Annotated in this window: 17 protein-coding genes; 9 read left to right on the forward strand and 8 right to left on the reverse strand. The window is 57.2% G+C overall.

Annotation, left to right across the window (positions count from 1 at the left end; all coding sequences use genetic code 11):
- Nucleotides 1-142: 142 nt before the first annotated feature.
- The 3 genes from ACA055_RS28885 (at nt 143) to ACA055_RS28895 (ending at nt 4,356) form a co-directional block, all read left to right on the forward strand.
- Nucleotides 143-1,120, forward strand: coding sequence for an NADPH:quinone oxidoreductase family protein (locus ACA055_RS28885; RefSeq protein WP_315866798.1), 978 nt, complete (start codon nt 143-145; stop codon nt 1,118-1,120).
- A gap of 255 nt (nt 1,121-1,375) precedes the next feature.
- A complete protein-coding gene (locus tag ACA055_RS28890; protein WP_497681629.1) occupies nt 1,376-4,099 on the forward strand; it encodes a pyocin-S2/colicin E7-DNase domain-containing protein in 2,724 nt (907 codons plus the stop codon).
- The gene (locus tag ACA055_RS28895) at nt 4,096-4,356 is read left to right on the forward strand and encodes a bacteriocin immunity protein (RefSeq protein WP_497681630.1); all 261 of its coding nucleotides are present in this window, start codon (nt 4,096-4,098) and stop codon (nt 4,354-4,356) included. The genes ACA055_RS28890 and ACA055_RS28895 overlap by 4 nt, the downstream gene beginning before the upstream one ends.
- A gap of 57 nt (nt 4,357-4,413) precedes the next feature.
- Here ACA055_RS28895 and ACA055_RS28900 read toward each other — a convergent pair whose 3' ends face one another.
- Nucleotides 4,414-5,028: an energy transducer TonB gene (locus ACA055_RS28900; RefSeq protein ID WP_497681631.1), complete on the reverse strand. Its 615-nt coding sequence runs from the start codon at nt 5,026-5,028 to the stop codon at nt 4,414-4,416.
- Between the two features lie 327 nt (nt 5,029-5,355).
- Here ACA055_RS28900 and glpT point away from each other — a divergent pair, with 327 nt between their 5' ends.
- Nucleotides 5,356-6,705, forward strand: a complete 1,350-nt coding sequence (glpT, locus tag ACA055_RS28905) for a glycerol-3-phosphate transporter (protein ID WP_497681632.1) — start codon at nt 5,356-5,358, stop codon at nt 6,703-6,705.
- On the opposite strand, the gene ACA055_RS28910 is transcribed toward glpT, so the two are convergent.
- From ACA055_RS28910 to ACA055_RS28935, 6 genes are all read right to left on the reverse strand, one after another.
- A complete protein-coding gene (locus ACA055_RS28910; RefSeq protein WP_497681633.1) occupies nt 6,681-7,349 on the reverse strand; it encodes a gamma-glutamylcyclotransferase in 669 nt (222 codons plus the stop codon). The two genes, glpT and ACA055_RS28910, sit on opposite strands and share 25 nt — an antisense overlap.
- Nucleotides 7,350-7,557: 208 nt before the next feature.
- Nucleotides 7,558-8,526, reverse strand: coding sequence for a CDP-6-deoxy-delta-3,4-glucoseen reductase (locus ACA055_RS28915; protein ID WP_497681634.1), 969 nt, complete (start codon nt 8,524-8,526; stop codon nt 7,558-7,560).
- Nucleotides 8,526-9,992, reverse strand: a complete 1,467-nt coding sequence (gene ubiD, locus ACA055_RS28920) for a 4-hydroxy-3-polyprenylbenzoate decarboxylase (RefSeq protein ID WP_497681635.1) — start codon at nt 9,990-9,992, stop codon at nt 8,526-8,528. The genes ACA055_RS28915 and ubiD overlap by 1 nt, the downstream gene beginning before the upstream one ends.
- A 139-nt stretch (nt 9,993-10,131) precedes the next feature.
- Nucleotides 10,132-11,391 carry a transcription termination factor Rho gene (gene rho, locus ACA055_RS28925; protein ID WP_007942421.1) on the reverse strand — a complete coding sequence of 420 codons (1,260 nt, stop codon included), beginning with the start codon at nt 11,389-11,391 and terminating at the stop codon, nt 10,132-10,134.
- 248 nt (nt 11,392-11,639) lie between these two features.
- Nucleotides 11,640-11,969 carry a thioredoxin TrxA gene (gene trxA, locus ACA055_RS28930; RefSeq protein WP_003177349.1) on the reverse strand — a complete coding sequence of 110 codons (330 nt, stop codon included), beginning with the start codon at nt 11,967-11,969 and terminating at the stop codon, nt 11,640-11,642.
- 120 nt (nt 11,970-12,089) lie between these two features.
- The gene (locus ACA055_RS28935) at nt 12,090-12,797 is read right to left on the reverse strand and encodes a FadR/GntR family transcriptional regulator (RefSeq protein ID WP_497681636.1); all 708 of its coding nucleotides are present in this window, start codon (nt 12,795-12,797) and stop codon (nt 12,090-12,092) included.
- A 256-nt stretch (nt 12,798-13,053) separates the two neighbouring features.
- Between ACA055_RS28935 and ACA055_RS28940 the strand changes: the two genes are divergently transcribed.
- The 5 genes from ACA055_RS28940 to ppx all read left to right on the forward strand — a co-directional run bounded on the left by ACA055_RS28940 (nt 13,054) and on the right by ppx (nt 17,646).
- Nucleotides 13,054-13,839, forward strand: coding sequence for a transporter substrate-binding domain-containing protein (locus tag ACA055_RS28940; protein WP_497681637.1), 786 nt, complete (start codon nt 13,054-13,056; stop codon nt 13,837-13,839).
- Nucleotides 13,840-13,860: 21 nt separating this feature from the next.
- The gene (locus ACA055_RS28945) at nt 13,861-14,529 is read left to right on the forward strand and encodes an amino acid ABC transporter permease (protein WP_497681638.1); all 669 of its coding nucleotides are present in this window, start codon (nt 13,861-13,863) and stop codon (nt 14,527-14,529) included.
- Nucleotides 14,526-15,176, forward strand: coding sequence for an amino acid ABC transporter permease (locus ACA055_RS28950; RefSeq protein ID WP_497681639.1), 651 nt, complete (start codon nt 14,526-14,528; stop codon nt 15,174-15,176). The genes ACA055_RS28945 and ACA055_RS28950 overlap by 4 nt, the downstream gene beginning before the upstream one ends.
- Nucleotides 15,163-15,900, forward strand: coding sequence for an amino acid ABC transporter ATP-binding protein (locus ACA055_RS28955; RefSeq protein ID WP_497681640.1), 738 nt, complete (start codon nt 15,163-15,165; stop codon nt 15,898-15,900). The genes ACA055_RS28950 and ACA055_RS28955 overlap by 14 nt, the downstream gene beginning before the upstream one ends.
- Nucleotides 15,901-16,143: 243 nt before the next feature.
- Nucleotides 16,144-17,646, forward strand: a complete 1,503-nt coding sequence (gene ppx / locus ACA055_RS28960; protein ID WP_497681641.1) for an exopolyphosphatase — start codon at nt 16,144-16,146, stop codon at nt 17,644-17,646.
- A 167-nt stretch (nt 17,647-17,813) separates the two neighbouring features.
- Here the strand turns inward: ppx and ppk1 are convergent, their stop codons facing one another.
- Nucleotides 17,814-20,036, reverse strand: a complete 2,223-nt coding sequence (gene ppk1, locus ACA055_RS28965) for a polyphosphate kinase 1 (protein WP_497681642.1) — start codon at nt 20,034-20,036, stop codon at nt 17,814-17,816.
- Nucleotides 20,037-20,044 lie beyond the last annotated feature (8 nt).

A 20,044-nucleotide genomic window follows, 5' to 3' on the forward strand; every position in this document is an offset into this window, starting at 1 on the left:
CCTTATCCGGTTTGCGGCCAAGCATAACGACCCGCCGCTCAAGCACAAGCTTATGGCTGACTATCAGGGTCGGGCATGCTCGTTGACCCAACGACTCACACACCTACACTTATCGGCCATCACTCCCAAAGGAATAGCCCTGATGAAAGCCGTGCTGTGCAAAGCCTTCGGCCCTGCCGAATCGCTGGTGCTGGAAGACGTCGCCAGCCCTGTCGCGAAGAAGAATGAAATCCTGCTGGACGTGCACGCCGCCGGGGTGAATTTCCCGGACACGCTGATCATCGAGGGTAAATACCAGTTCAAACCGCCCTTCCCGTTTTCCCCGGGTGGCGAAGCGGCCGGCGTGGTCAGCGCAGTGGGTGAAAAGGTCAGCCACCTCAAAGTCGGTGACCGAGTCATGGCCCTGACCGGCTGGGGCAGCTTCGCCGAACAGGTCGCGGTGCCGGGCTACAACGTGCTGCCAATCCCACCGTCCATGGACTTCAACACCGCCGCCGCATTCAGCATGACCTATGGCACCTCGATGCACGCGCTCAAGCAACGGGGCAACCTGCAACCGGGTGAAACGTTGCTGGTACTCGGCGCTTCCGGCGGCGTCGGCCTGGCCGCCGTGGAAATCGGCAAAGCCATGGGCGCCCGCGTGATCGCCGCCGCCAGCAGCGCCGAAAAACTGGCCGTGGCCAAGGCTGCCGGCGCCGACGAGCTGATCAACTACAGCGAAACCAACCTCAAGGACGAAATCAAACGCCTGACCGACGGCCAGGGCGCCGACGTGATCTATGACCCGGTGGGCGGTGACCTGTTCGACCAGGCCATCCGCGCCATCGCCTGGAACGGCCGCCTGTTGGTGGTCGGCTTTGCCAGCGGCCGCATCCCCGAACTGCCAGTGAATCTCGCACTGCTCAAAGGCGCAGCGGTGGTCGGCGTGTTCTGGGGCTCGTTCGCCCAGCGCCAGCCACAGGACAACGCGGCGAACTTCCAGCAGTTGTTTGGCTGGTTTGCCGAGGGCAAGTTGAAGCCGTTGGTGTCGCAGGTGTATCCGCTGAGCAATGCGGCACAGGCGATCAATGATCTGGGCCAGCGCAAGGCGGTCGGGAAGGTGGTGGTGCAGGTTCGCTGAATCTACGCCGGGCACAAAAAGGCCAGAACAACTGCCGAGGTTGTTCTGGCCTTTTTATTTAGATGGTTTCAAGGGACTCAAGAAAACCTGCTTAATTAACTTAAAAATTAGTTTGGCGATAAATATATACCGCATTCACCGCTAAAGATTACGGCAACTTTATGTTTTACAGAAAAAAGGAGTGACTGCATGAACCCAAAACTCTCCAAAAAATCTGTAAATCATGCTGACCCCTGATTCAGGGTGTTTAAACAAATGGAATTATCGACATGGATAGGTCATATGTCCGACATCAACAAATACTTAGGACCTCATATTCAAACAGGCCCAAACTCATACGAATTAGCGCCTATATCCGTTAGCGCAGTAAAATTCTCAAATCTCGATCAAAACAGATTTTTTTCAGGAAACTGGGGCTTAACTGAAGGCCCCCATAGAGGCACCAGTCAAGGATCAGGAAAGCTTAGCCCGCTTACACCTCTCATATGGGATGACCTGATGCATGAGCAGAAAACAAACACATCATATATTGATAGCGAATATATCGAAACATTCAATAGACTTGCAGAGAGGACCAATAGCGAAATACAACAAGCAAGACAAGCAGCCAAAGGCACCCGTTATCCTTCCGTGAGTGAAACAGCAAAAATAGACCAAGAAACAACTATTCAAACAATCCAATCAAAAGCGTTAGAGTATCAAGCTCATACGCAAAGCGCTTACTCACTTTATGGTCACAATCCGTTCTTCTTAATGAAGGATCTATCCTTTAACAAAATAAGAGACAGCTTGGAGACGTCCCCTCCTGACGTCTCCGCTGCATATTCAGCTATAGACAAGGCGTATCGCTCAGCATTAGAGCTAAAACGCACTTCACTGCAGGCGAATATACTAGCCAATCAATTAGACGGGTTGGCCGCAAGAAGAAACCAGGCCGACGCTGGTTCGACGTCCATTGTGGCTGAGAGAGTCTCGGTTATCAATCAGGAAACAAACATCCGCTTCCAGCTTTTACCGTCTTTTCTTCTGGAAAAGTTTTCTACAACTATGGGTGTGATAGGCCAACTTACACTTTCTCAATCTCTTACAAATTACAGAACTACGATAAACAAAATTATCGCATCTGAGCAGGCAGCTATCGGACCTTATGCAACAGCCAATCCCGCCATTAGTTCGCCGCTGAGCAAACCTGAACTCGAAGCACTTAGAAACCTGGTGTATTTACAGGCGAACACCAACCTGGGCAAACGCTGGCAAGACTACCATGTGTCACTTCTTCATTCAGAAACCGCTCGATACTTGACCGAGACAACCAACTCTTTTTCTGGCCTTATCGCTCGTGCCCAGGAAGCAGAACGTTTACAAGAACAGCTGCGTATTGCAGCCGAGCAAGGGGCTCAACGTCTACAAGAACAGCGACGTATTGCAGCCGAGCAGGAAGCTCAACTGCTACAAGAACAGCAACGTATTGCAGCCGAGCAGGAGGCTCAACGTCTACAGGAACAACGACGAATTGCAGCCGAGCAGGAGGCTCATCGGCAAGCACTGGAACGAGCAGAAGCGCTGGCTGTTGCGCGTCGAGCAGAACGAGAAACGAAACAAAAAATCGCATCTGAGTTGGCAGATCGGTTCGATGAGATGTATCAGCAACTCAGCGCGAGCCATCCCGATGATATAGACCAAAGACTGCAGTGGCTGAAAAAAAAACGCCTTGAACTGTCTGCTCTAAACCAGGAGGCAACTAGAGCGGACCGAATAGCTGGGCCGGGTTTCGGTTACCACAGGAGCAGTCGTCGCTGGGCCTCGCTAAGGCAAGTAAAAAGCGACATCGATGCATTGATTCGAAAAAAATATCAAATAGAAAACTTAAGCCTGCCTGCCGTGAGAGGTGCTGAAGCCTCCGTAAAGCCTTTAGTGACCACTCCCGATGGCTTGATCGCTGGGTATGAAAATCTGCCCATTTCCTTTGGAGGGGCCGTCGATTTACTGAATAAAACAGCGGATGCAATAGGACGTACACCAATAGCAATGTTGTTTGGATCAGTATTCTATTCACCTTCGGTTGGGAATGGCGAACTGCAACGCAATCCTGTGGCACTGAGTATCCCACTGTCTCAACTTCCCAATGATGACGAAGACGAGGACTACTCATACCTACCCAGTAATGGCAACGTAACTATACCGTTTCGAGCGGTGTCGTCAGTTCGCGGAGAACACACACAGCTCTATCTCTCCGAAACCGGTGGAAGACTGTCCCACTGGATCCGAGTTAGAAAAGTAAAACTTGATCCATTGAACAATCTCTACACCTTTACGACCGAAGGCCTTCTTCCAAGAACCCTGACATGGACGCCCAACAACGCACCGGGCGGTGACGCCCTAGGCTCAACGGAATTACCTTCCGATCAAACTGGTATCAGGATTTATCCTGGTGCCAGAGTCACACAGGTAGAAGGTCGAATCGACGACCATCCAACGTGTGACGAGGCCGATTCCGACGATTACATTTTGTGGTTTCCGGAAGAGTCTGGGATAGAGCCCGTTTATGTGATGCTAAGTCGGACTGGCCCACGGTATGAACCTGGGACGGCGACTGGCGTAGGACAAACGGTCGGAGAGAACTGGTTAGGGAGTGCAACGGAAGCAGGCGGAGCTCCGATTCCTGCTCAAATCGCGGATCAATTGCGTGGTCAGGACTTCAGGAATTTTGATAAATTCAGGGAGGGATTTTGGGGGGCCGTGTCAAATGATCCAGAGTTAAGCAAGCAACTGAGCCCTCTAAACAACGCGATAATGAAGAATGGATACTCGCCCTATGCTCCTCGTGGAGAACAAGTTAGGGGACGAGAAAAATTCGAAATTCACCATGTAAATCCAATCCAAAGAGGTGGTGAGGTCTACAATATTGACAACATGGTTATTACAACTCCAAAATCTCATATTGCAGTGCATTCAAAAAACAATGGTGAATCGTTATGAATTCAAATAAACCATACGATCAATACACGGAATCCGAATTTCTAAAAATAATTAATCAGTTGTTCGACGGAGACTACTCATCCGAAGAAGAGCTGGATACTATTGTTCATAAAATAGTAGATGCATCTGAACATCCAGACGGTACAGATATTCTTTTCTACCCTGAAAAAGGCGTTGAAAACTCACCTACGGGAATACTTAACAACATCAAAGAGTGGCGCAAAGCAAACGGCAAGCCCGGCTTCAAGCCAGAGTAAATCGAAACAAATAAAACAGCGTCATCGTCCTCGACGGTGACGCTGTCTGTTTTAAAGCTAAAGCATCTTGCGAATGTCCTCCGGCAAAAACCTCACATACCGGGAAACCGGGTTATTCAGGCATTGCCTGGCAATGATCGGCACCTTCCTGTTCAGCTTGGCGATCAGCTCCAGGCGCTTTTCATTCGGCAATTGGGTGATATGAAACACGTTCGACAGATAAGCCCGGGTGTAATGAAACGGCGTGGAATCAACCCATGCGTACTCCGGGATATTGAGCAGCTCCTCATTGACGTCGCGACACCTCAATTTTTTGAGCCACTGGTTAGTATGAATAGGTGAGTCCAGATCCAGTCGGAACGTCAATGGAGCGATGACTCCCTGCTCGCTAGGTTTGTCGCCTTCGACCGTCCACGGTTTGAACCGCCACTGCTCTACCGCGACTCTGCTCGCTTCCGCCAACTCAGGATGGTCGCTTTGCAAAATACTCACCTTGCTGACCGAACCATCAGCGTTGACGATAAAGCTGACCCGGACGTCTCCGATTACCCCGGCCCGTTGAAGCTGACTCGGGTAAATCGGCTTGGGATTGTGCTCAGGTATCAGAAATACCCCGCCAGCCCTGCTAACAATGGACACCACAAGCAACAGCAAGCACACCAACCACCGCATAACATCTCCCTTCGCGACTGAACCGCCAGACTTGGCATCAGCGCATAGGTTAAAGCTCAAGCGGGGGAAACTGAACGCCAAGGCTTCCTATTCGCACGCAGGACATTTCCCAAGCCCTCGCCCTACGTTGCACGAAAAAAGCCGCATGAAGGCTCGCAGGTAATGTTTCCTACAACGTCCTTCATTTATACCTGAGCGACATGTTCATAAAAGAACATGCGATCTCCAGCATTTCCGCTGTTTGGTCACTGCAAACCGGTGCTATTTTCGGTAACGAAACTGTAACATTCGCATCCGCAGTCAAAACAAGAAAACTGGAGCTCTTGAATGTTTGCTTTCTTTCGTCCTGCCGCACATCAGGCTCCTTTGCCTGAAGAAAAAATAGACAACACCTATCGACGCCTTCGCTGGCAGATCTTCGCCGGTATTTTCATTGGCTACGCCGGTTATTACCTGCTGCGCAAAAACTTCTCCCTGGCCATGCCCTATCTGATCGAAGAGGGCTACACCCGCGGTGAGCTGGGCCTGGCGTTGTCGGCGATTGCCATCGCCTACGGCCTGTCCAAGTTCTTGATGGGCATTGTTTCCGACCGTTCCAACCCGCGCTTCTTCTTGCCGTTCGGCCTGCTGGTGTCGGCTGGTGTGATGTTCATTTTCGGTTTTGCGCCCTGGGCGACGTCCAGCGTGACCATCATGTTCATCCTGCTGTTTATCAACGGCTGGGCTCAAGGCATGGGTTGGCCACCGAGTGGACGGACCATGGTCCACTGGTGGTCGCAGAAGGAACGCGGTGGCGTGGTGTCCCTGTGGAACGTGGCGCATAACGTTGGCGGTGGCCTGATCGGCCCGTTGTTCCTGCTCGGCATGGGCTTGTTCAATGACTGGCACGCGGCGTTTTATGTGCCGGCAGCGGTCGCCATGGCGGTGGCGGTGTTTGCCTTCGTCACCATGCGCGACACCCCGCAATCGGTCGGCCTGCCACCGATCGAGAAGTACAAGAACGACTACCCGGAAGGCTACGACGCCAGTCACGAAGAAGAATTCAGCGCCAAGGAAATCTTCGTCAAATACGTGCTGCGCAACAAAATGCTCTGGTACATCGCTCTGGCCAACGTCTTTGTCTATCTGCTGCGCTACGGCGTGCTGGACTGGGCACCGACCTACCTCAAGGAAGCCAAGGGCTTCACCGTGGATAAAACCTCGTGGGCGTATTTCTTCTACGAGTGGGCGGGCATTCCGGGCACGCTGCTGTGCGGCTGGATGTCGGACAAGATTTTCCGTGGCAATCGTGGCCTGACCGGCATGGTGTTCATGGCGTTGGTGACCGTGGCGACACTGGTTTACTGGCTCAACCCGGCTGGCAACCCGACCGTCGACATGATCGCGCTCGTCTCGATCGGCTTCCTGATCTACGGCCCGGTGATGCTGATCGGCTTGCAAGCGCTGGAGTTGGCGCCGAAGAAAGCCGCCGGTACGGCAGCGGGCTTCACGGGTCTGTTCGGTTATCTGGGTGGTTCGGTCGCGGCCAGTGCAGCGATGGGCTACACCGTGGACCACTTCGGCTGGGACGGCGGTTTCGTCCTGCTGATCGGCGCATGTATCCTTGCGATGGCCTTCTTGGCGCCGACACTGTGGCACAAGCAAGTCGCCAGTCAGAGCCGCGAAGCAATCGCCTGATCAGGCGTTGATTTGCAGCGCTTGAGCCGCGCCTCCAGATTCCGGTCTGGCATGGCGTGGCTACGCAGGGCGTTGGCGGTCTGCTCGACATAATCGCGAGTGGTGCCGTAACGCCCGCAAGCGTTTTCGAATACGTGGCTCAACACATGATCCGGCAAGTTGCCGGCATAGCTGGGCAGGTGCCGCTCCAACACGAATCCCAACGCCTGAACCTGGCTTCCGTCTTCAAGTCGGCAGTTGAGCCAGTGTGGGCGATAGGACGGAAATGGCATCTCGCGCTGCCACAACGCATACAGCGAAGCTTCGAGTTGTTCTTCGGGCAAGCGATAAGCAAAACCGCTGCAAGAGCCGCCGCGATCCAGACCAAACACCAGCCCCGGCACTTCCGGCGTGCCGCGATGTTCGTGGGACCACAGGTACAAACCGCGATGGTAGCCATGCACACGACCGCGCACTCGCTCTACTGCCGCGCATTCAGGACGCCAGATCAACGAGCCGTACGCGAACAGCCACACCGGCCCGCCCTTGTGCCGTGCCATGGTCGACTGCATCGAGCTGAGCAATTGTTCGTGCGTAAGCTGCGGCCCAAGATCGAGTCGCGGCGGATAAGCCAGATTCAAAAAAGCAGATTCAATGGCGCTCATGGCGAATAGCGTTCAGCTCCCCGCGGGTAAAGAATTACTAAATAGAACGCACCGCTGTAACAATAAGGCACATATGTTTCGAGGCAATTTAAGTGCCATGGCACAGTTTTTAAATAATTACCTGAATGACATATAACCTACCGGCATTTATATAATTTTATAAATACCGATCGGCTATATAGAGGGTTATAACGATTAAGATCGCGGATCAAGATCGCGGAGCGTACGCAAACACGTCGGCGCGCATTTGATGAGCATCCATGCCGGCTTCGACCAAGGCATCCAACGTGCCGTAAACCATTGCCGGAGAGCCGCTGGCATACACATGCAGCGTCTTCAGATCGGCGAAGTCTTCGCACACCGCTTCATGCAGCATGCCGCAGCGCCCCTGCCAGCCACACTGATCGCTGACGACTTTATGCAGGAACAGATTGGGCAGTTTCAGCCATTCATCCCAATGTTCGATGTCATAAAAGTCTTCGGGACGGCGTACCCCCCAATACAAATGCACCGGATGTTTGAAGCCCTTGGCGCGGCAATGTTCGATGAGGCTATGGATCTGGCCCATGCCGGTGCCAGCGGCGACCAGCACCAAGGGCCCGTCCGGCAATTCCGCCAGATGGGTATCGCCGAATGGCATCTCGATCCGCACCATGGGGTTGCGTTGCAGCTGTTCGATCAGGCTCAGCGCACTGCTTTCGCGCGCCAGCACATGGATTTCCAGATCACGCCCACCATGGGGTGCCGAGGCCAGGGAAAACGCGGATTTCTCGCCGTTCTCACGCTCGATCATCAGGTACTGACCGGCATGATAACGCGGCGGCTTGCCGGCCGGGGCTCGCAGACGCACACGCCAGGTATCACCGCCGACGTCCCTGCATTCAATGACCTGACACGACAAGCTGCGCACCGGCAATTCTCCCAGCGCGAGCACGCCATCCCACAGCACGATGCAGTCTTCCAGCGGCTCTGCTATGCAAGTGTAGAACTCGCCATGGTCGCGCACATCGCCAGCTTGTTCGACCCGGCCTTCCACCAGCAGCGCACCGCAAACATGGCAATTGCCGTTGCGACAGCTTTGCGGGCATTCATAGCCCAGACGCCGCGCGCCATCGAGAATCCGCTCGCCGGGCAGAATCTCAAGCACTGCTCCGGAGGGCTGCAAGGTTACACGCATCAATCTATTCCTAACTGATTCCAGATGGCATCGATCCGCTGGGTCACGGCTTCGTCCTTGACGATCACCCGGCCCCACTCGCGAGTGGTTTCGCCCGGCCATTTATGTGTGGCATCGAGCCCCATCTTCGAACCCAGGCCGGAAATCGGCGAGGCGAAGTCCAGGTAGTCGATCGGCGTGTTATCGATCATCACCGTGTCACGCTTGGGGTCCATGCGCGTGGTGATGGCCCAGATCACGTCGTTCCAGTCCCGTGCATTGATATCGTCATCAGTGACGATAACGAACTTGGTGTACATGAACTGTCGCAAAAACGACCAGACACCGAGCATTACCCGCTTGGCATGTCCGGGATACGACTTCTTCATGGTCACGATGGCCATGCGGTACGAGCAGCCTTCGGGCGGCAGATAGAAGTCGGTGATCTCCGGGAACTGCTTCTGCAGGATCGGCACGAACACTTCGTTCAGCGCCACGCCGAGAATCGCCGGCTCATCCGGTGGTCGGCCGGTGTAGGTGCTGTGATAAATCGGTTTGATACGGTGGGTGATGCGCTCGACGGTGAGCACCGGGAAGCTGTCGACTTCGTTGTAGTAACCGGTGTGGTCGCCATAAGGACCTTCGTCGGCCATCTCGCCCGGATGGATTACGCCTTCGAGGATGATCTCGGCGGTGGCCGGCACTTGCAGGTCGTTGCCGCGACACTTCACCAACTCGGTGCGGTTGCCGCGCAGCAGACCGGCGAAAGCGTATTCGGAAAGGCTGTCCGGCACCGGTGTCACGGCACCGAGGATGGTCGCCGGGTCAGCGCCCAGGGCCACGGACACCGGGAACGGTTGGCCAGGATGCTTCTCGCACCATTCGCGATAATCCAACGCGCCGCCACGGTGGCTCAGCCAGCGCATAATGACTTTGTTACGGCCGATCACTTGCTGACGATAGATACCGAGGTTCTGGCGATCCTTGTTCGGACCTTTGGTGACGGTCAGGCCCCAGGTGATCAGCGGGCCGACGTCGCCGGGCCAGCAGGTCTGCACCGGCAGCATGGCGAGATCGACGTCGTCGCCTTCGATGACCACTTCCTGGCACACCGCGTCTTTGACGACTTTCGGCGCCATGGCGATGATCTTGCGGAAGATCGGCAGCTTCGACCACGCATCTTTCAAGCCTTTCGGTGGCTCGGGTTCCTTGAGGAACGCCAGCAGCTTGCCGATTTCGCGCAATTCGCTGACCGCTTCTGCGCCCATACCCAGCGCCACGCGTTCGGGGGTGCCGAACAGGTTGCCGAGCACCGGAATGTCATAGCCCGTAGGCTTTTCGAAAAGCAGGGCCGGGCCTTTGGCGCGCAAGGTGCGGTCGCAGACCTCGGTCATTTCCAGTACTGGGGACACCGGAACCTGGATGCGCTTGAGTTCGCCGCGCTGTTCCAGGCCGCTGATAAAGTCGCGCAAGTCGCGATACTGCATGCGTGAGCCTCGTTTTGGCCGTGGCGTTCGGGGGTGGCAGTTTAGCGCCGAACCCCTCTGTTCAGAACCACGAACTGCCGGTTCATCAAAAATCAGATAGCAAAAAGCCGGGTTTCCCCGGCTTTTTGGCCCGTTCGACTTACTTGCGTTTCATCGACAGGAAGAACTCATCGTTGGTCTTGGTCGTTTTCAGCTTGTCGACCAGGAACTCGATGGCAGCGATTTCGTCCATCGGGTGCAGGAGCTTGCGAAGAATCCACATGCGCTGCAACTCGTCGTCGGCCGTCAGCAACTCTTCGCGGCGGGTGCCGGAACGGTTGATGTTGATGGCCGGGAAGACGCGTTTTTCAGCGATACGGCGATCCAGAGGCAGTTCCATGTTGCCGGTGCCTTTGAATTCTTCGTAGATCACTTCGTCCATCTTCGAGCCGGTTTCAACCAGCGCGGTGGCGATGATGGTCAGCGAACCGCCTTCTTCGATGTTCCGTGCAGCGCCAAAGAAACGTTTCGGTTTCTCCAGGGCGTGGGCATCGACACCACCGGTGAGCACTTTGCCGGAGCTCGGGATCACGGTGTTGTAGGCACGGGCCAGACGAGTGATGGAGTCGAGCAGGATCACCACGTCTTTCTTGTGTTCGACCAGGCGCTTGGCCTTCTCGATCACCATTTCGGCAACCTGCACGTGGCGGGTTGGCGGCTCGTCGAACGTCGAGGCAACCACTTCGCCGCGCACGGTGCGCTGCATTTCGGTGACTTCTTCCGGACGTTCGTCGATCAGCAATACGATCAGATGAACTTCAGGATTGTTACGCGCGATGTTCGCTGCGATGTTCTGCAGCATGATGGTTTTACCGGCTTTCGGCGGTGCAACGATCAGGCCGCGCTGGCCTTTGCCGATCGGGGCGCACAGGTCGATGACACGACCGGTCAAGTCTTCGGTGGAACCGTTGCCGGCTTCCATCTTCATGCGTACGGTCGGGAACAGCGGGGTCAGGTTCTCGAAGAGAATCTTGTTTTTCGCGTTCTCGGGACGATCGTAGTTGATCGTGTCGACCTTGAGCAGCGCGAAATAACGCTCGCCTTCCTTTGGAGGGCGGATCTTGCCAACGATGGTGTCACCGGTGCGCAAGTTGAAGCGACGGATCTGGCTCGGCGAGACGTAGATATCGTCAGGGCCGGCGAGATAGGAAGCGTCAGCGGAGCGAAGGAAGCCGAAGCCGTCCTGGAGAATCTCCAGCACGCCATCACCGGAGATTTCCTCGCCGCTTTTAGCGTGCTTTTTGAGCAGGGAGAAAATCACGTCCTGCTTGCGCGAACGGGCCATATTTTCTATGCCCATCTGTTCGGCCAATTCGAGCAGTTCGGTAATCGGCTTTTGCTTGAGTTCAGTCAGATTCATATAGGAATGACGTAATCATTTATGGAGGGGGGGAAATTAAGCTTTTGGCTTAATGAGGCCGCGCCGCAGAGAAGGCGACAGGATCGCGTACTTATTCGAAAAGGAGTGCGTCGGCGACGGCTAGCAGGGGGCAGTGGAGAAACCAGTGCGGGGCCGAATGTACCACCTGAGTTTCGGAGCGTCTAGCCCTCAATAACGAAAAGGCCCCGCAATATGCGGGGCCAATTTTGGACACTTTATAACGACACTTAAATGTTGGCGTCGAGGAAAGCAGCCAGTTGCGACTTCGACAGTGCGCCGACCTTGGTCGCTTCAACGTTGCCGTTCTTGAACAGCATCAGCGTCGGGATACCACGCACGCCATGCTTGGCCGGGGTTTCCTGGTTTTCGTCGATGTTCAGTTTGGCAATGGTCAGCTTGCCTTTGTAGGTTTCAGCAATCTCGTCCAGAACAGGAGCGATCATTTTGCATGGGCCACACCATTCAGCCCAGTAGTCGACCAGTACAGCGCCTTCGGCCTTGAGTACGTCGGCCTCGAAGCTAGCGTCGCTAACGTGTTTGATAAGATCGCTGCTCATGGAAGTCTCCAGGTTGTAAGCAAAAAAACGTGGCCCATCATAGCCGCCCTTCCCGCGTTCAGGAAGCCGCAGATGATTGAGTCTCGCTATGGTGGTCCATGAGTTTGGGTATAGCTCAAGTCATGAGGTGGCGGGAGCGACAAAGGCAATTCCGGTGCGCAAGGCTGCGTTGCGCACATGTTCGTGCATGGCCTTCTGTGCCGCGCCGGACGCTCGCCGGGCCAGCGCACGGAGGATTTTCCGATGCTCCTGCCAGGTTTCCATGGCCCGCTCGGCCCGGATGAACGGTAACTTCTGGCTCTCCAGAAAGATGTCGGCGCTGGCGGTCAGGATGCTCAGCATCGCCTGATTACCGCTGGCCAGCAGAATGCGCCGGTGGAAATCGAAATCCAGCCGCGCTGCGGCTTCGAAGTCTCCCGCCCGCAGTTCGTTGCGCATGGCGGCGACGTTGTCTTCCAGCGTATCGAGTTCATGGGTGCTCAAGGTCAAGGCAGCCAAACCGGCAGCGAAACCCTCCAACGCATATCTCAACTGGAAGATATCCAGCGGCGAAGCCTGGGCCGCGAACGGCCAACTCAGCGCCGCATCGCCTCGCGGCAACTCCACCGGCGACTGCACGAACACGCCTTTACCCGGCTGGATGCTGATGACACCCAGCGCACTCAGGGACGACAACGCCTCGCGCAACGACGCCCGGCTGACCCCCAATTGCACCGCCAGGTCCCGCTGCGAGGGCAAGGCATCCCCCGGCCCGAAACCTTGTTCGGTGATCAGTTTACGGATGGCTTGCAGCGCCACTTCAGGTACGGCGCGAGTGATCGAATTCATGGTTTTTCAAACGAACCAGGCCAATGAGCGGTTAGTTGTAAAGCTATTCGCAGCGCCCGGCAAGTCGTGCCCCATGGGGGTTCGGGGATTTTCACGGATGCGCCATCGGGGTGCGAAACCAACGCCAACTGTTCAGACCAGTAAGACCGAACCAACCCAGCAAAACCGCGGCTTGCGCTACCCAAAACCAGTACTTGGCATGGCCCGTGCTCTATCGAATCGCAGAAATCACTCCCCGCCGATTCGGAGATTTGCCATGACCAAGCGTTACAGCGCCCTCCTCACCGCCCTGTTTGCCAGCCTGATGCTGAGCCAGGCGCCCGCCCACGCTGACGGTCTGGAAGATGTGGTCAAGCGCGGCGTCCTCAAAGTCGCCGTGCCTCAGGACTTCCCGCCCTTCGGCTCGGTCGGCCCGGACATGAAGCCGCGCGGCCTCGATATCGACACCGCCAAACTGCTCGCCGACCAACTCAAGGTCAAACTCGAACTGACCCCGGTCAACAGCACCAACCGCATCCCGTTCCTGACCACAGGAAAAGTCGATCTGGTGATTTCCAGCCTCGGCAAGAACCCTGAGCGTGAGAAGGTCATCGATTTCTCCAGCGCCTACGCGCCCTTCTACCTCGCGGTGTTCGGTCCGCCCGACGCCGACATCAAAGGCCTGGACGATCTCAAGGGCAAAACCATCAGCGTCACCCGTGGCGCCATCGAAGACATCGAGCTGAGCAAAGTCGCCCCTGAAGGCGTGACCATCAAGCGCTTCGAAGACAACAACTCGACCATCGCCGCTTACCTCGCCGGGCAAGTTGACCTGATCGCCAGCGGCAACGTGGTGATGGTGACCATCAGTGAGCGGAATCCAAAACGCATTCCAGCGCTGAAAGTGAAGCTCAAGGATTCCCCGGTCTACGTTGGCGTGAATAAGAACGAGCCGGCGCTGCTGGGCAAGGTCAACCAGATCCTCGCCACGGCCAAGACCGATGGCGCCCTGGAGAAAAACTCCCGGACCTGGCTCAAAGAGCCGCTGCCGGCCGATCTCTGATCGCCGCTGGGGAGGCTCGATATGTCCTATCAGTTCGACTTCATACCGGTGGTGCAAAACACCGACCTGCTATTGCGCGGTGCGCTGTTCACCCTTGAACTGACGGCCATCGGCGCGGTACTCGGGGTGGGGCTGGGCATCGTCGGGGCGCTGGTGCGGGCGTGGAACATCCGCCCGTTTTCCGCGATTTTCGGGGTCTACGTCGAGTTGATCCGCAATACGCCGTTTCTGGTGCAGTTGTTTTTCATCTTCTTCGGCTTGCCGTCCCTGGGCGTGCAGATTTCCGAATGGCAGGCGGCGGTGCTGGCGATGGTGATCAACCTCGGCGCTTATTCGACCGAGATCATTCGCGCCGGCATTCAAGCGATCCCCCGAGGACAGCTGGAAGCCGCAGCCGCCCTGGCTATGACCCGCTTCGAAGCGTTCCGCCACGTGGTGTTGCTGCCGGCGCTGGGCAAGGTCTGGCCGGCCCTGAGCAGCCAGATCATCATCGTCATGCTCGGCTCGGCGGTCTGTTCGCAGATCGCCACCGAAGAGTTGAGCTTCGCCGCCAACTTCATTCAGTCGCGCAACTTCCGCGCCTTTGAAACCTACGCCCTGACCACGCTGATCTACCTGTGCATGGCGCTGCTGATCCGCCAACTGCTGAACTGGATCGGCCGTCGGTACATAGCAAGGAGCAGCCAATGAGCGATTTCACCTTTTGGGACGTTGTGCGCAACCTGCTCACCGGACTGCAATGGACCCTGGCGCTGTCGCTGGTGGCATTTATCGGCGGTGGGCTGATCGGTTTACTGATCATGGTCATGCGCATCTCGAAAAACGCCTTGCCCAGCAACTTCGCCCGCACCTACATCGAACTGTTCCAGGGCACGCCGCTGTTGATGCAGTTATTTCTGGTGTTCTTCGGCGTGGCGCTGGCCGGGGTGGAGATTTCGCCGTGGATGGCGGCGGCGATTGCCCTGACGCTGTTCACCAGCGCCTACCTCGCGGAGATCTGGCGCGGTTGCGTCGACTCGATCCCCAACGGCCAGTGGGAAGCCTCGTCGAGCCTGGCACTCAACCCGCTGGAGCAACTGCGCTACGTGATCCTGCCGCAAGCCCTGCGCATCGCCGTTGCGCCGACCGTGGGCTTCTCGGTGCAGGTGGTCAAAGGCACCGCCGTGACCTCGATCATCGGTTTTACCGAACTGACCAAGACCGGCGGCATGCTCGCCAACGCGACCTTCGAACCGTTCATGGTCTACGGGCTCGTGGCCCTCGGTTACTTCCTGCTTTGCTACCCCTTGTCCCTCAGTGCGCGCTACCTGGAAAGGAGACTGCATGCCTCTGCTTAGAATTTCGGCCCTGCATAAATATTACGGCGACCACCATGTGCTCAAAGGCATCGACCTCAGCGTCGAGGAAGGCCAGGTCGTGGCGATCATTGGTCGCAGCGGCTCGGGCAAATCGACCTTGCTGCGCACGTTGAACGGACTGGAGTCGATCAACGATGGCGTGATCGAAGTCGACGGCGAATACCTTGATGCTGCCCGCGCCGACCTGCGCAGCTTGCGGCAGAAAGTCGGGATGGTGTTCCAGCAGTTCAACCTGTTCCCGCACCTGACGGTCGGCGAGAACGTGATGCTGGCGCCGCAAGTGGTGCAGAAAGTACCGAAAGCCAAGGCCGCCGAACTGGCGCGACAGATGCTGGAGCGGGTCGGCCTGGGGGAGAAGTTTGACGCCTTTCCGGATCGGCTGTCCGGCGGGCAGCAACAGCGTGTCGCGATTGCTCGCGCGCTGGCGATGTCGCCGAAGGTGCTGCTGTGCGACGAAATCACCTCGGCCCTCGACCCCGAACTGGTCAACGAAGTGCTCAGCGTGGTGCGACAGCTGGCTAAAGAGGGCATGACTTTGATTATGGTCACCCATGAAATGCGTTTTGCTCGCGAGGTTGGGGATAAGTTGGTGTTTATGCATCTGGGCAAGGTGCATGAGGTGGGGGATCCGAAAGTGTTGTTTGCCAACCCGCAGACGGCGGAGTTGGCGAATTTCATCGGGACGGTTGAGGCGGCAGGCTGAAGATCTTCGTTGCCTGTGAGGCCGTCTTCGCGGGCAAGCCCGCTCCCACATTGGTTCTTCGTCGTCTGCGGGATTGAAGACAACACACCAATCCTGTGGGAGCGGGCTTGCCCGCGAAGAGGCCATCCGCAACGCCGCAGGTACCCCGCGGTAAAAGATCGCAGCCTTCGACAGCTCCTGCGCGTTGGCGGCAGCGTTTGATCGTGGCACGATGACGAGGTTATCGACCGAGACCCCCTGACCATGCCGCAATCCCAAGCCAAGAATCTGTCCTTGATCGCCGCAATCGACCTGGGCTCCAACAGCTTTCACATGGTCGTGGCCAAGGCCCAGAACGGCGAAATCCGTATTCTCGAACGTCTCGGGGAGAAGGTTCAGCTGGCCGCCGGCATCGACGAAGAGCGCAAGCTCAGTGAAGAATCCATGCAGCGCGGGCTCGATTGCCTGAAGCGTTTTGCCCAACTGATCAACGGTATGCCGCTCGGCGCCGTGCGGATCGTTGGCACCAACGCCCTGCGTGAAGCCCGCAACCGTGGCGAATTCATCCGCCGTGCCGAAGAAATCCTCGGTCACCCGGTAGAAGTCATCTCCGGCCGTGAAGAAGCGCGCCTGATCTACCTCGGCGTGTCCCACACCCTCGCCGACACCCCGGGCAAACGCCTTGTCGCCGACATCGGCGGCGGCAGTACCGAGTTCATCATTGGCCAGCGCTTCGAACCGCTGCTGCGCGAAAGCCTGCAAATGGGCTGCGTGAGCTACACCCAGCGCTATTTCAAGGACGGCAAGATCACCCCGGCCCGCTATGCCCAGGCCTACACGGCGGCGCGACTGGAGATCATGAGCATTGAACACGCCCTGCATCGCCTGACCTGGGATGAAGCCATCGGCTCCTCGGGCACCATTCGCGCCATCGGCTTGGCGCTGAAGGCTGGCGGTCACGGCGCGGGCGAAGTGAATGCCGAGGGCCTAGCCTGGCTCAAGCGCAAGCTGTTCAAGCTCGGCGACGCCGAGAAGATCGATTTTGAAGGTATCAAGCCTGACCGCCGTGCCATCTTCCCTGCCGGCCTGGCGATTCTCGAAGCCATCTTTGATGCCCTCGAGTTGCAACGCATGGACCACTGTGAGGGCGCCCTGCGCGAAGGCGTGCTCTATGACCTGCTGGGACGTCATCATCACGAAGACGTCCGTGAGCGCACGCTCAGCTCGCTGATGGAGCGTTATCACGTCGATCTGGAACAAGCGGCGCGGGTTGAGCGCAAAGCCTTGCATGCGTTCGATCAGGTGGCCGAGGACTGGGACCTGGATGACGGCGTCTGGCGCGAACTGCTCGGCTGGGCGGCCAAGGTCCATGAAGTGGGCCTGGACATCGCCCACTATCACTACCACAAGCACGGCGCCTACCTGATCGAGCACTCGGACCTGGCCGGGTTCTCCCGCGAGGACCAATTAATGCTCGCGCTGCTGGTGCGTGGCCACCGACGCAATATTCCCCGGGACAAGTTTGCCGAGTTCGGCGATGAAGGCATCAAGCTGATTCGCCTGTGCGTGCTGCTGCGCTTTGCGATCCTGTTCCATCACATTCGCGGCACCCAGGAAATGCCACAAGTCGTGCTGCACGCCAACGGCGGCAGCCTGGACGTGTTGTTCCCGGAAAATTGGCTGGATGAAAACCAGCTGACCCAGGCGGACTTCGCCCTCGAAGCGGAATGGCTGACCCGCGTCGGCTTCGTGCTTAACGTTCGCTGAAACTGAAAAAGGCCTTCTTCGGAAGGCCTTTTTTTGTGCCCGCGATTCAGCAGACGATGCAGTCTTATGTGGGAGCGGGCTTGCTCGCGAAGGCGGTGTGTCAGGCAACATTGATGTCGACTGTCACGCCCTCTTCGCGAGCAAGCCGCTCCCACAGGTTTTGCGCGTTAGCGAACAGTGAGAATCGGACTGCCCAAACGCTCCAGCAGCGTAGCCTGGGCACTGCGCGGGTTCTGGTTGCCGGTCGGCGTGTTGCGGATGTAACGACCGTCCGCCTGCAAGCTCCAGCTATGGGTGTTATCGGTGAGATAAAGCTCCAGCTCTTTCTTGACCCGCATGATCAGCTTCTTGCCTTCAACCGGGAAGCAAGTCTCGACCCGCTTGTCGAGGTTGCGTTCCATCCAGTCGGCACTGGACAGGAACATCTGCTCTTCCCCGCCATTGAGGAAGTAGAAGACCCGGGTGTGCTCCAGGAAGCGACCAATGATCGAGCGCACGTGGATGTTGTGCGAGACCCCGGCGATGCCCGGACGCAGGCAGCACATGCCGCGCACCACCAGATCGATACGCACCCCGGACTGACTGGCCTTGTACAGCGCACGGATGATCTTCGGATCGGTCAGTGAGTTGAACTTGGCAATGATGTGTGCCGGTTTGCCGTCGAGGGCGAACTGGGTCTCCCGGGCAATCATGTCGAGCATGCCCTTCTTCAACGTGAACGGTGCGTGCAACAGTTTCTTCATGCGCAGGGTCTTGCCCATGCCGATCAACTGGCTGAACAGTTTGCCGACGTCTTCGCACAAGGCATCGTCGGACGTCAGCAAGCTGTAGTCGGTGTACAGACGGGCGTTGGCCGCGTGGTAGTTGCCGGTACCCAAGTGGGCGTAACGCACAATCTCGCCGGCCTCGCGACGCAGGATCAGCATCATCTTGGCGTGGGTCTTGAAACCAACCACACCGTAGATCACCACCGCACCGGCCGCTTGCAGGCGGCTGGCGAGTTGCAGGTTGGACTCTTCGTCAAACCGTGCACGCAACTCGATCACCGCCGTGACCTCTTTGCCGTTACGCGCCGCATCCACCAGCGCATCGACGATTTCCGAGTTGGCGCCGGAGCGGTACAGGGTCTGGCGAACCGCCAAGACGTGCGGGTCCTTGGCCGCCTGGCGCAGCAGGTCGACCACCGGGGTGAACGACTCGAACGGGTGCAGCAGCAGGATGTCCTGCTTGCTGATCACACTGAAAATGTTCTCGCTGTTCTGCAGCAGCTTCGGGATCTGCGGCGTGAACGGCAGGTATTGCAGCTCTCGCTGACTGTCCAGGCCGGTGATGCTGAACAGCCGGGTCAGGTTGACCGGGCCGTTGACCTGATACAGCTCGGTCTCGTGCAGGTTGAACTGCTTGAGCAGGTAGTCGGACAAGTGTTTCGGACAGGTGTCGGCGACTTCCAGACGCACCGCGTCACCGTAGCGACGGGAGAACAACTCGCCACGCAGGGCGCGGGCCAGGTCTTCTACATCTTCGGTGTCGACGGCAAGGTCGGCATTTCGGGTCAGGCGGAACTGGTAGCAGCCCTTGACCTTCATGCCCTGGAACAAGTCATCGGCGTGAGCGTGGATCATCGACGACAGGAACACATAGTTGTCGCCCGGGCCGCCGACTTCTTCCGGCACCTTGATGACTCGCGGCAGCAGACGTGGCGCCGGGATGATCGCCAGACCGGAATCGCGACCAAAGGCATCGACCCCTTCGAGCTCGACGATGAAGTTCAGGCTCTTGTTCACCAGCAACGGGAACGGGTGCGTCGGGTCGAGACCGATCGGCGTGATGATCGGCGCGATCTCGTCGCGGAAAAAACGACGCACCCAGGTTTTGATCTTGGTGGTCCAGTGACGGCGACGGATGAAGCGGACCTGATGTTTTTCCAGTTCCGGCAACAGAATGTCGTTGAGGATCGCGTACTGACGGTCGACGTGACCGTGCACCAGCTCGCTGATCCGGGCCAGGGCCTGATGCGGTTGCAGGCCGTCGGCGCCAGCCTGTTCACGGGCGAAAGTGATCTGCTTCTTGAGACCGGCCACGCGAATTTCGAAAAACTCGTCCAGGTTGCTGGAGAAGATCAGCAGAAACTTCAGTCGCTCCAGCAACGGGTAGGACTCATCCAGCGCCTGTTCCAGTACGCGGATGTTGAACTGCAGTTGCGATAGCTCGCGATGGATGTACAGGCTGCTGTCATCCAGGCCGGGAATGGCAATCGTCGGCACCGCCGCAACGGGCTCGGCCACTACCGCGGGTGGAGCAGGTTCCAGTTCCGGCGGGGTTTCGGCGATTTGCTCCACCACGGGTTGAGCATCTTTTACGGCAACTTCAGTGAGTCCTTCGGTATTCATCGAATGTT

The organism is Pseudomonas sp. LBUM1657 (assembly GCF_059716075.1).

Coding starts and splice junctions, on each gene's coding strand:
- ACA055_RS28885 (WP_315866798.1), top strand. CDS start 143: ATGAAAGCCGTGCTGTGCAAAGCCTTCGGCCCTGCCGAATCGCTGGTG.
- ACA055_RS28890 (WP_497681629.1), top strand. CDS start 1,376: ATGGAATTATCGACATGGATAGGTCATATGTCCGACATCAACAAATAC.
- ACA055_RS28895 (WP_497681630.1), top strand. CDS start 4,096: ATGAATTCAAATAAACCATACGATCAATACACGGAATCCGAATTTCTA.
- ACA055_RS28900 (WP_497681631.1), bottom strand. CDS start 5,028: ATGCGGTGGTTGGTGTGCTTGCTGTTGCTTGTGGTGTCCATTGTTAGC.
- glpT (WP_497681632.1), top strand. CDS start 5,356: ATGTTTGCTTTCTTTCGTCCTGCCGCACATCAGGCTCCTTTGCCTGAA.
- ACA055_RS28910 (WP_497681633.1), bottom strand. CDS start 7,349: ATGAGCGCCATTGAATCTGCTTTTTTGAATCTGGCTTATCCGCCGCGA.
- ACA055_RS28915 (WP_497681634.1), bottom strand. CDS start 8,526: ATGCGTGTAACCTTGCAGCCCTCCGGAGCAGTGCTTGAGATTCTGCCC.
- ubiD (WP_497681635.1), bottom strand. CDS start 9,992: ATGCAGTATCGCGACTTGCGCGACTTTATCAGCGGCCTGGAACAGCGC.
- rho (WP_007942421.1), bottom strand. CDS start 11,391: ATGAATCTGACTGAACTCAAGCAAAAGCCGATTACCGAACTGCTCGAA.
- trxA (WP_003177349.1), bottom strand. CDS start 11,969: ATGAGCAGCGATCTTATCAAACACGTTAGCGACGCTAGCTTCGAGGCC.
- ACA055_RS28935 (WP_497681636.1), bottom strand. CDS start 12,797: ATGAATTCGATCACTCGCGCCGTACCTGAAGTGGCGCTGCAAGCCATC.
- ACA055_RS28940 (WP_497681637.1), top strand. CDS start 13,054: ATGACCAAGCGTTACAGCGCCCTCCTCACCGCCCTGTTTGCCAGCCTG.
- ACA055_RS28945 (WP_497681638.1), top strand. CDS start 13,861: ATGTCCTATCAGTTCGACTTCATACCGGTGGTGCAAAACACCGACCTG.
- ACA055_RS28950 (WP_497681639.1), top strand. CDS start 14,526: ATGAGCGATTTCACCTTTTGGGACGTTGTGCGCAACCTGCTCACCGGA.
- ACA055_RS28955 (WP_497681640.1), top strand. CDS start 15,163: ATGCCTCTGCTTAGAATTTCGGCCCTGCATAAATATTACGGCGACCAC.
- ppx (WP_497681641.1), top strand. CDS start 16,144: ATGCCGCAATCCCAAGCCAAGAATCTGTCCTTGATCGCCGCAATCGAC.
- ppk1 (WP_497681642.1), bottom strand. CDS start 20,036: ATGAATACCGAAGGACTCACTGAAGTTGCCGTAAAAGATGCTCAACCC.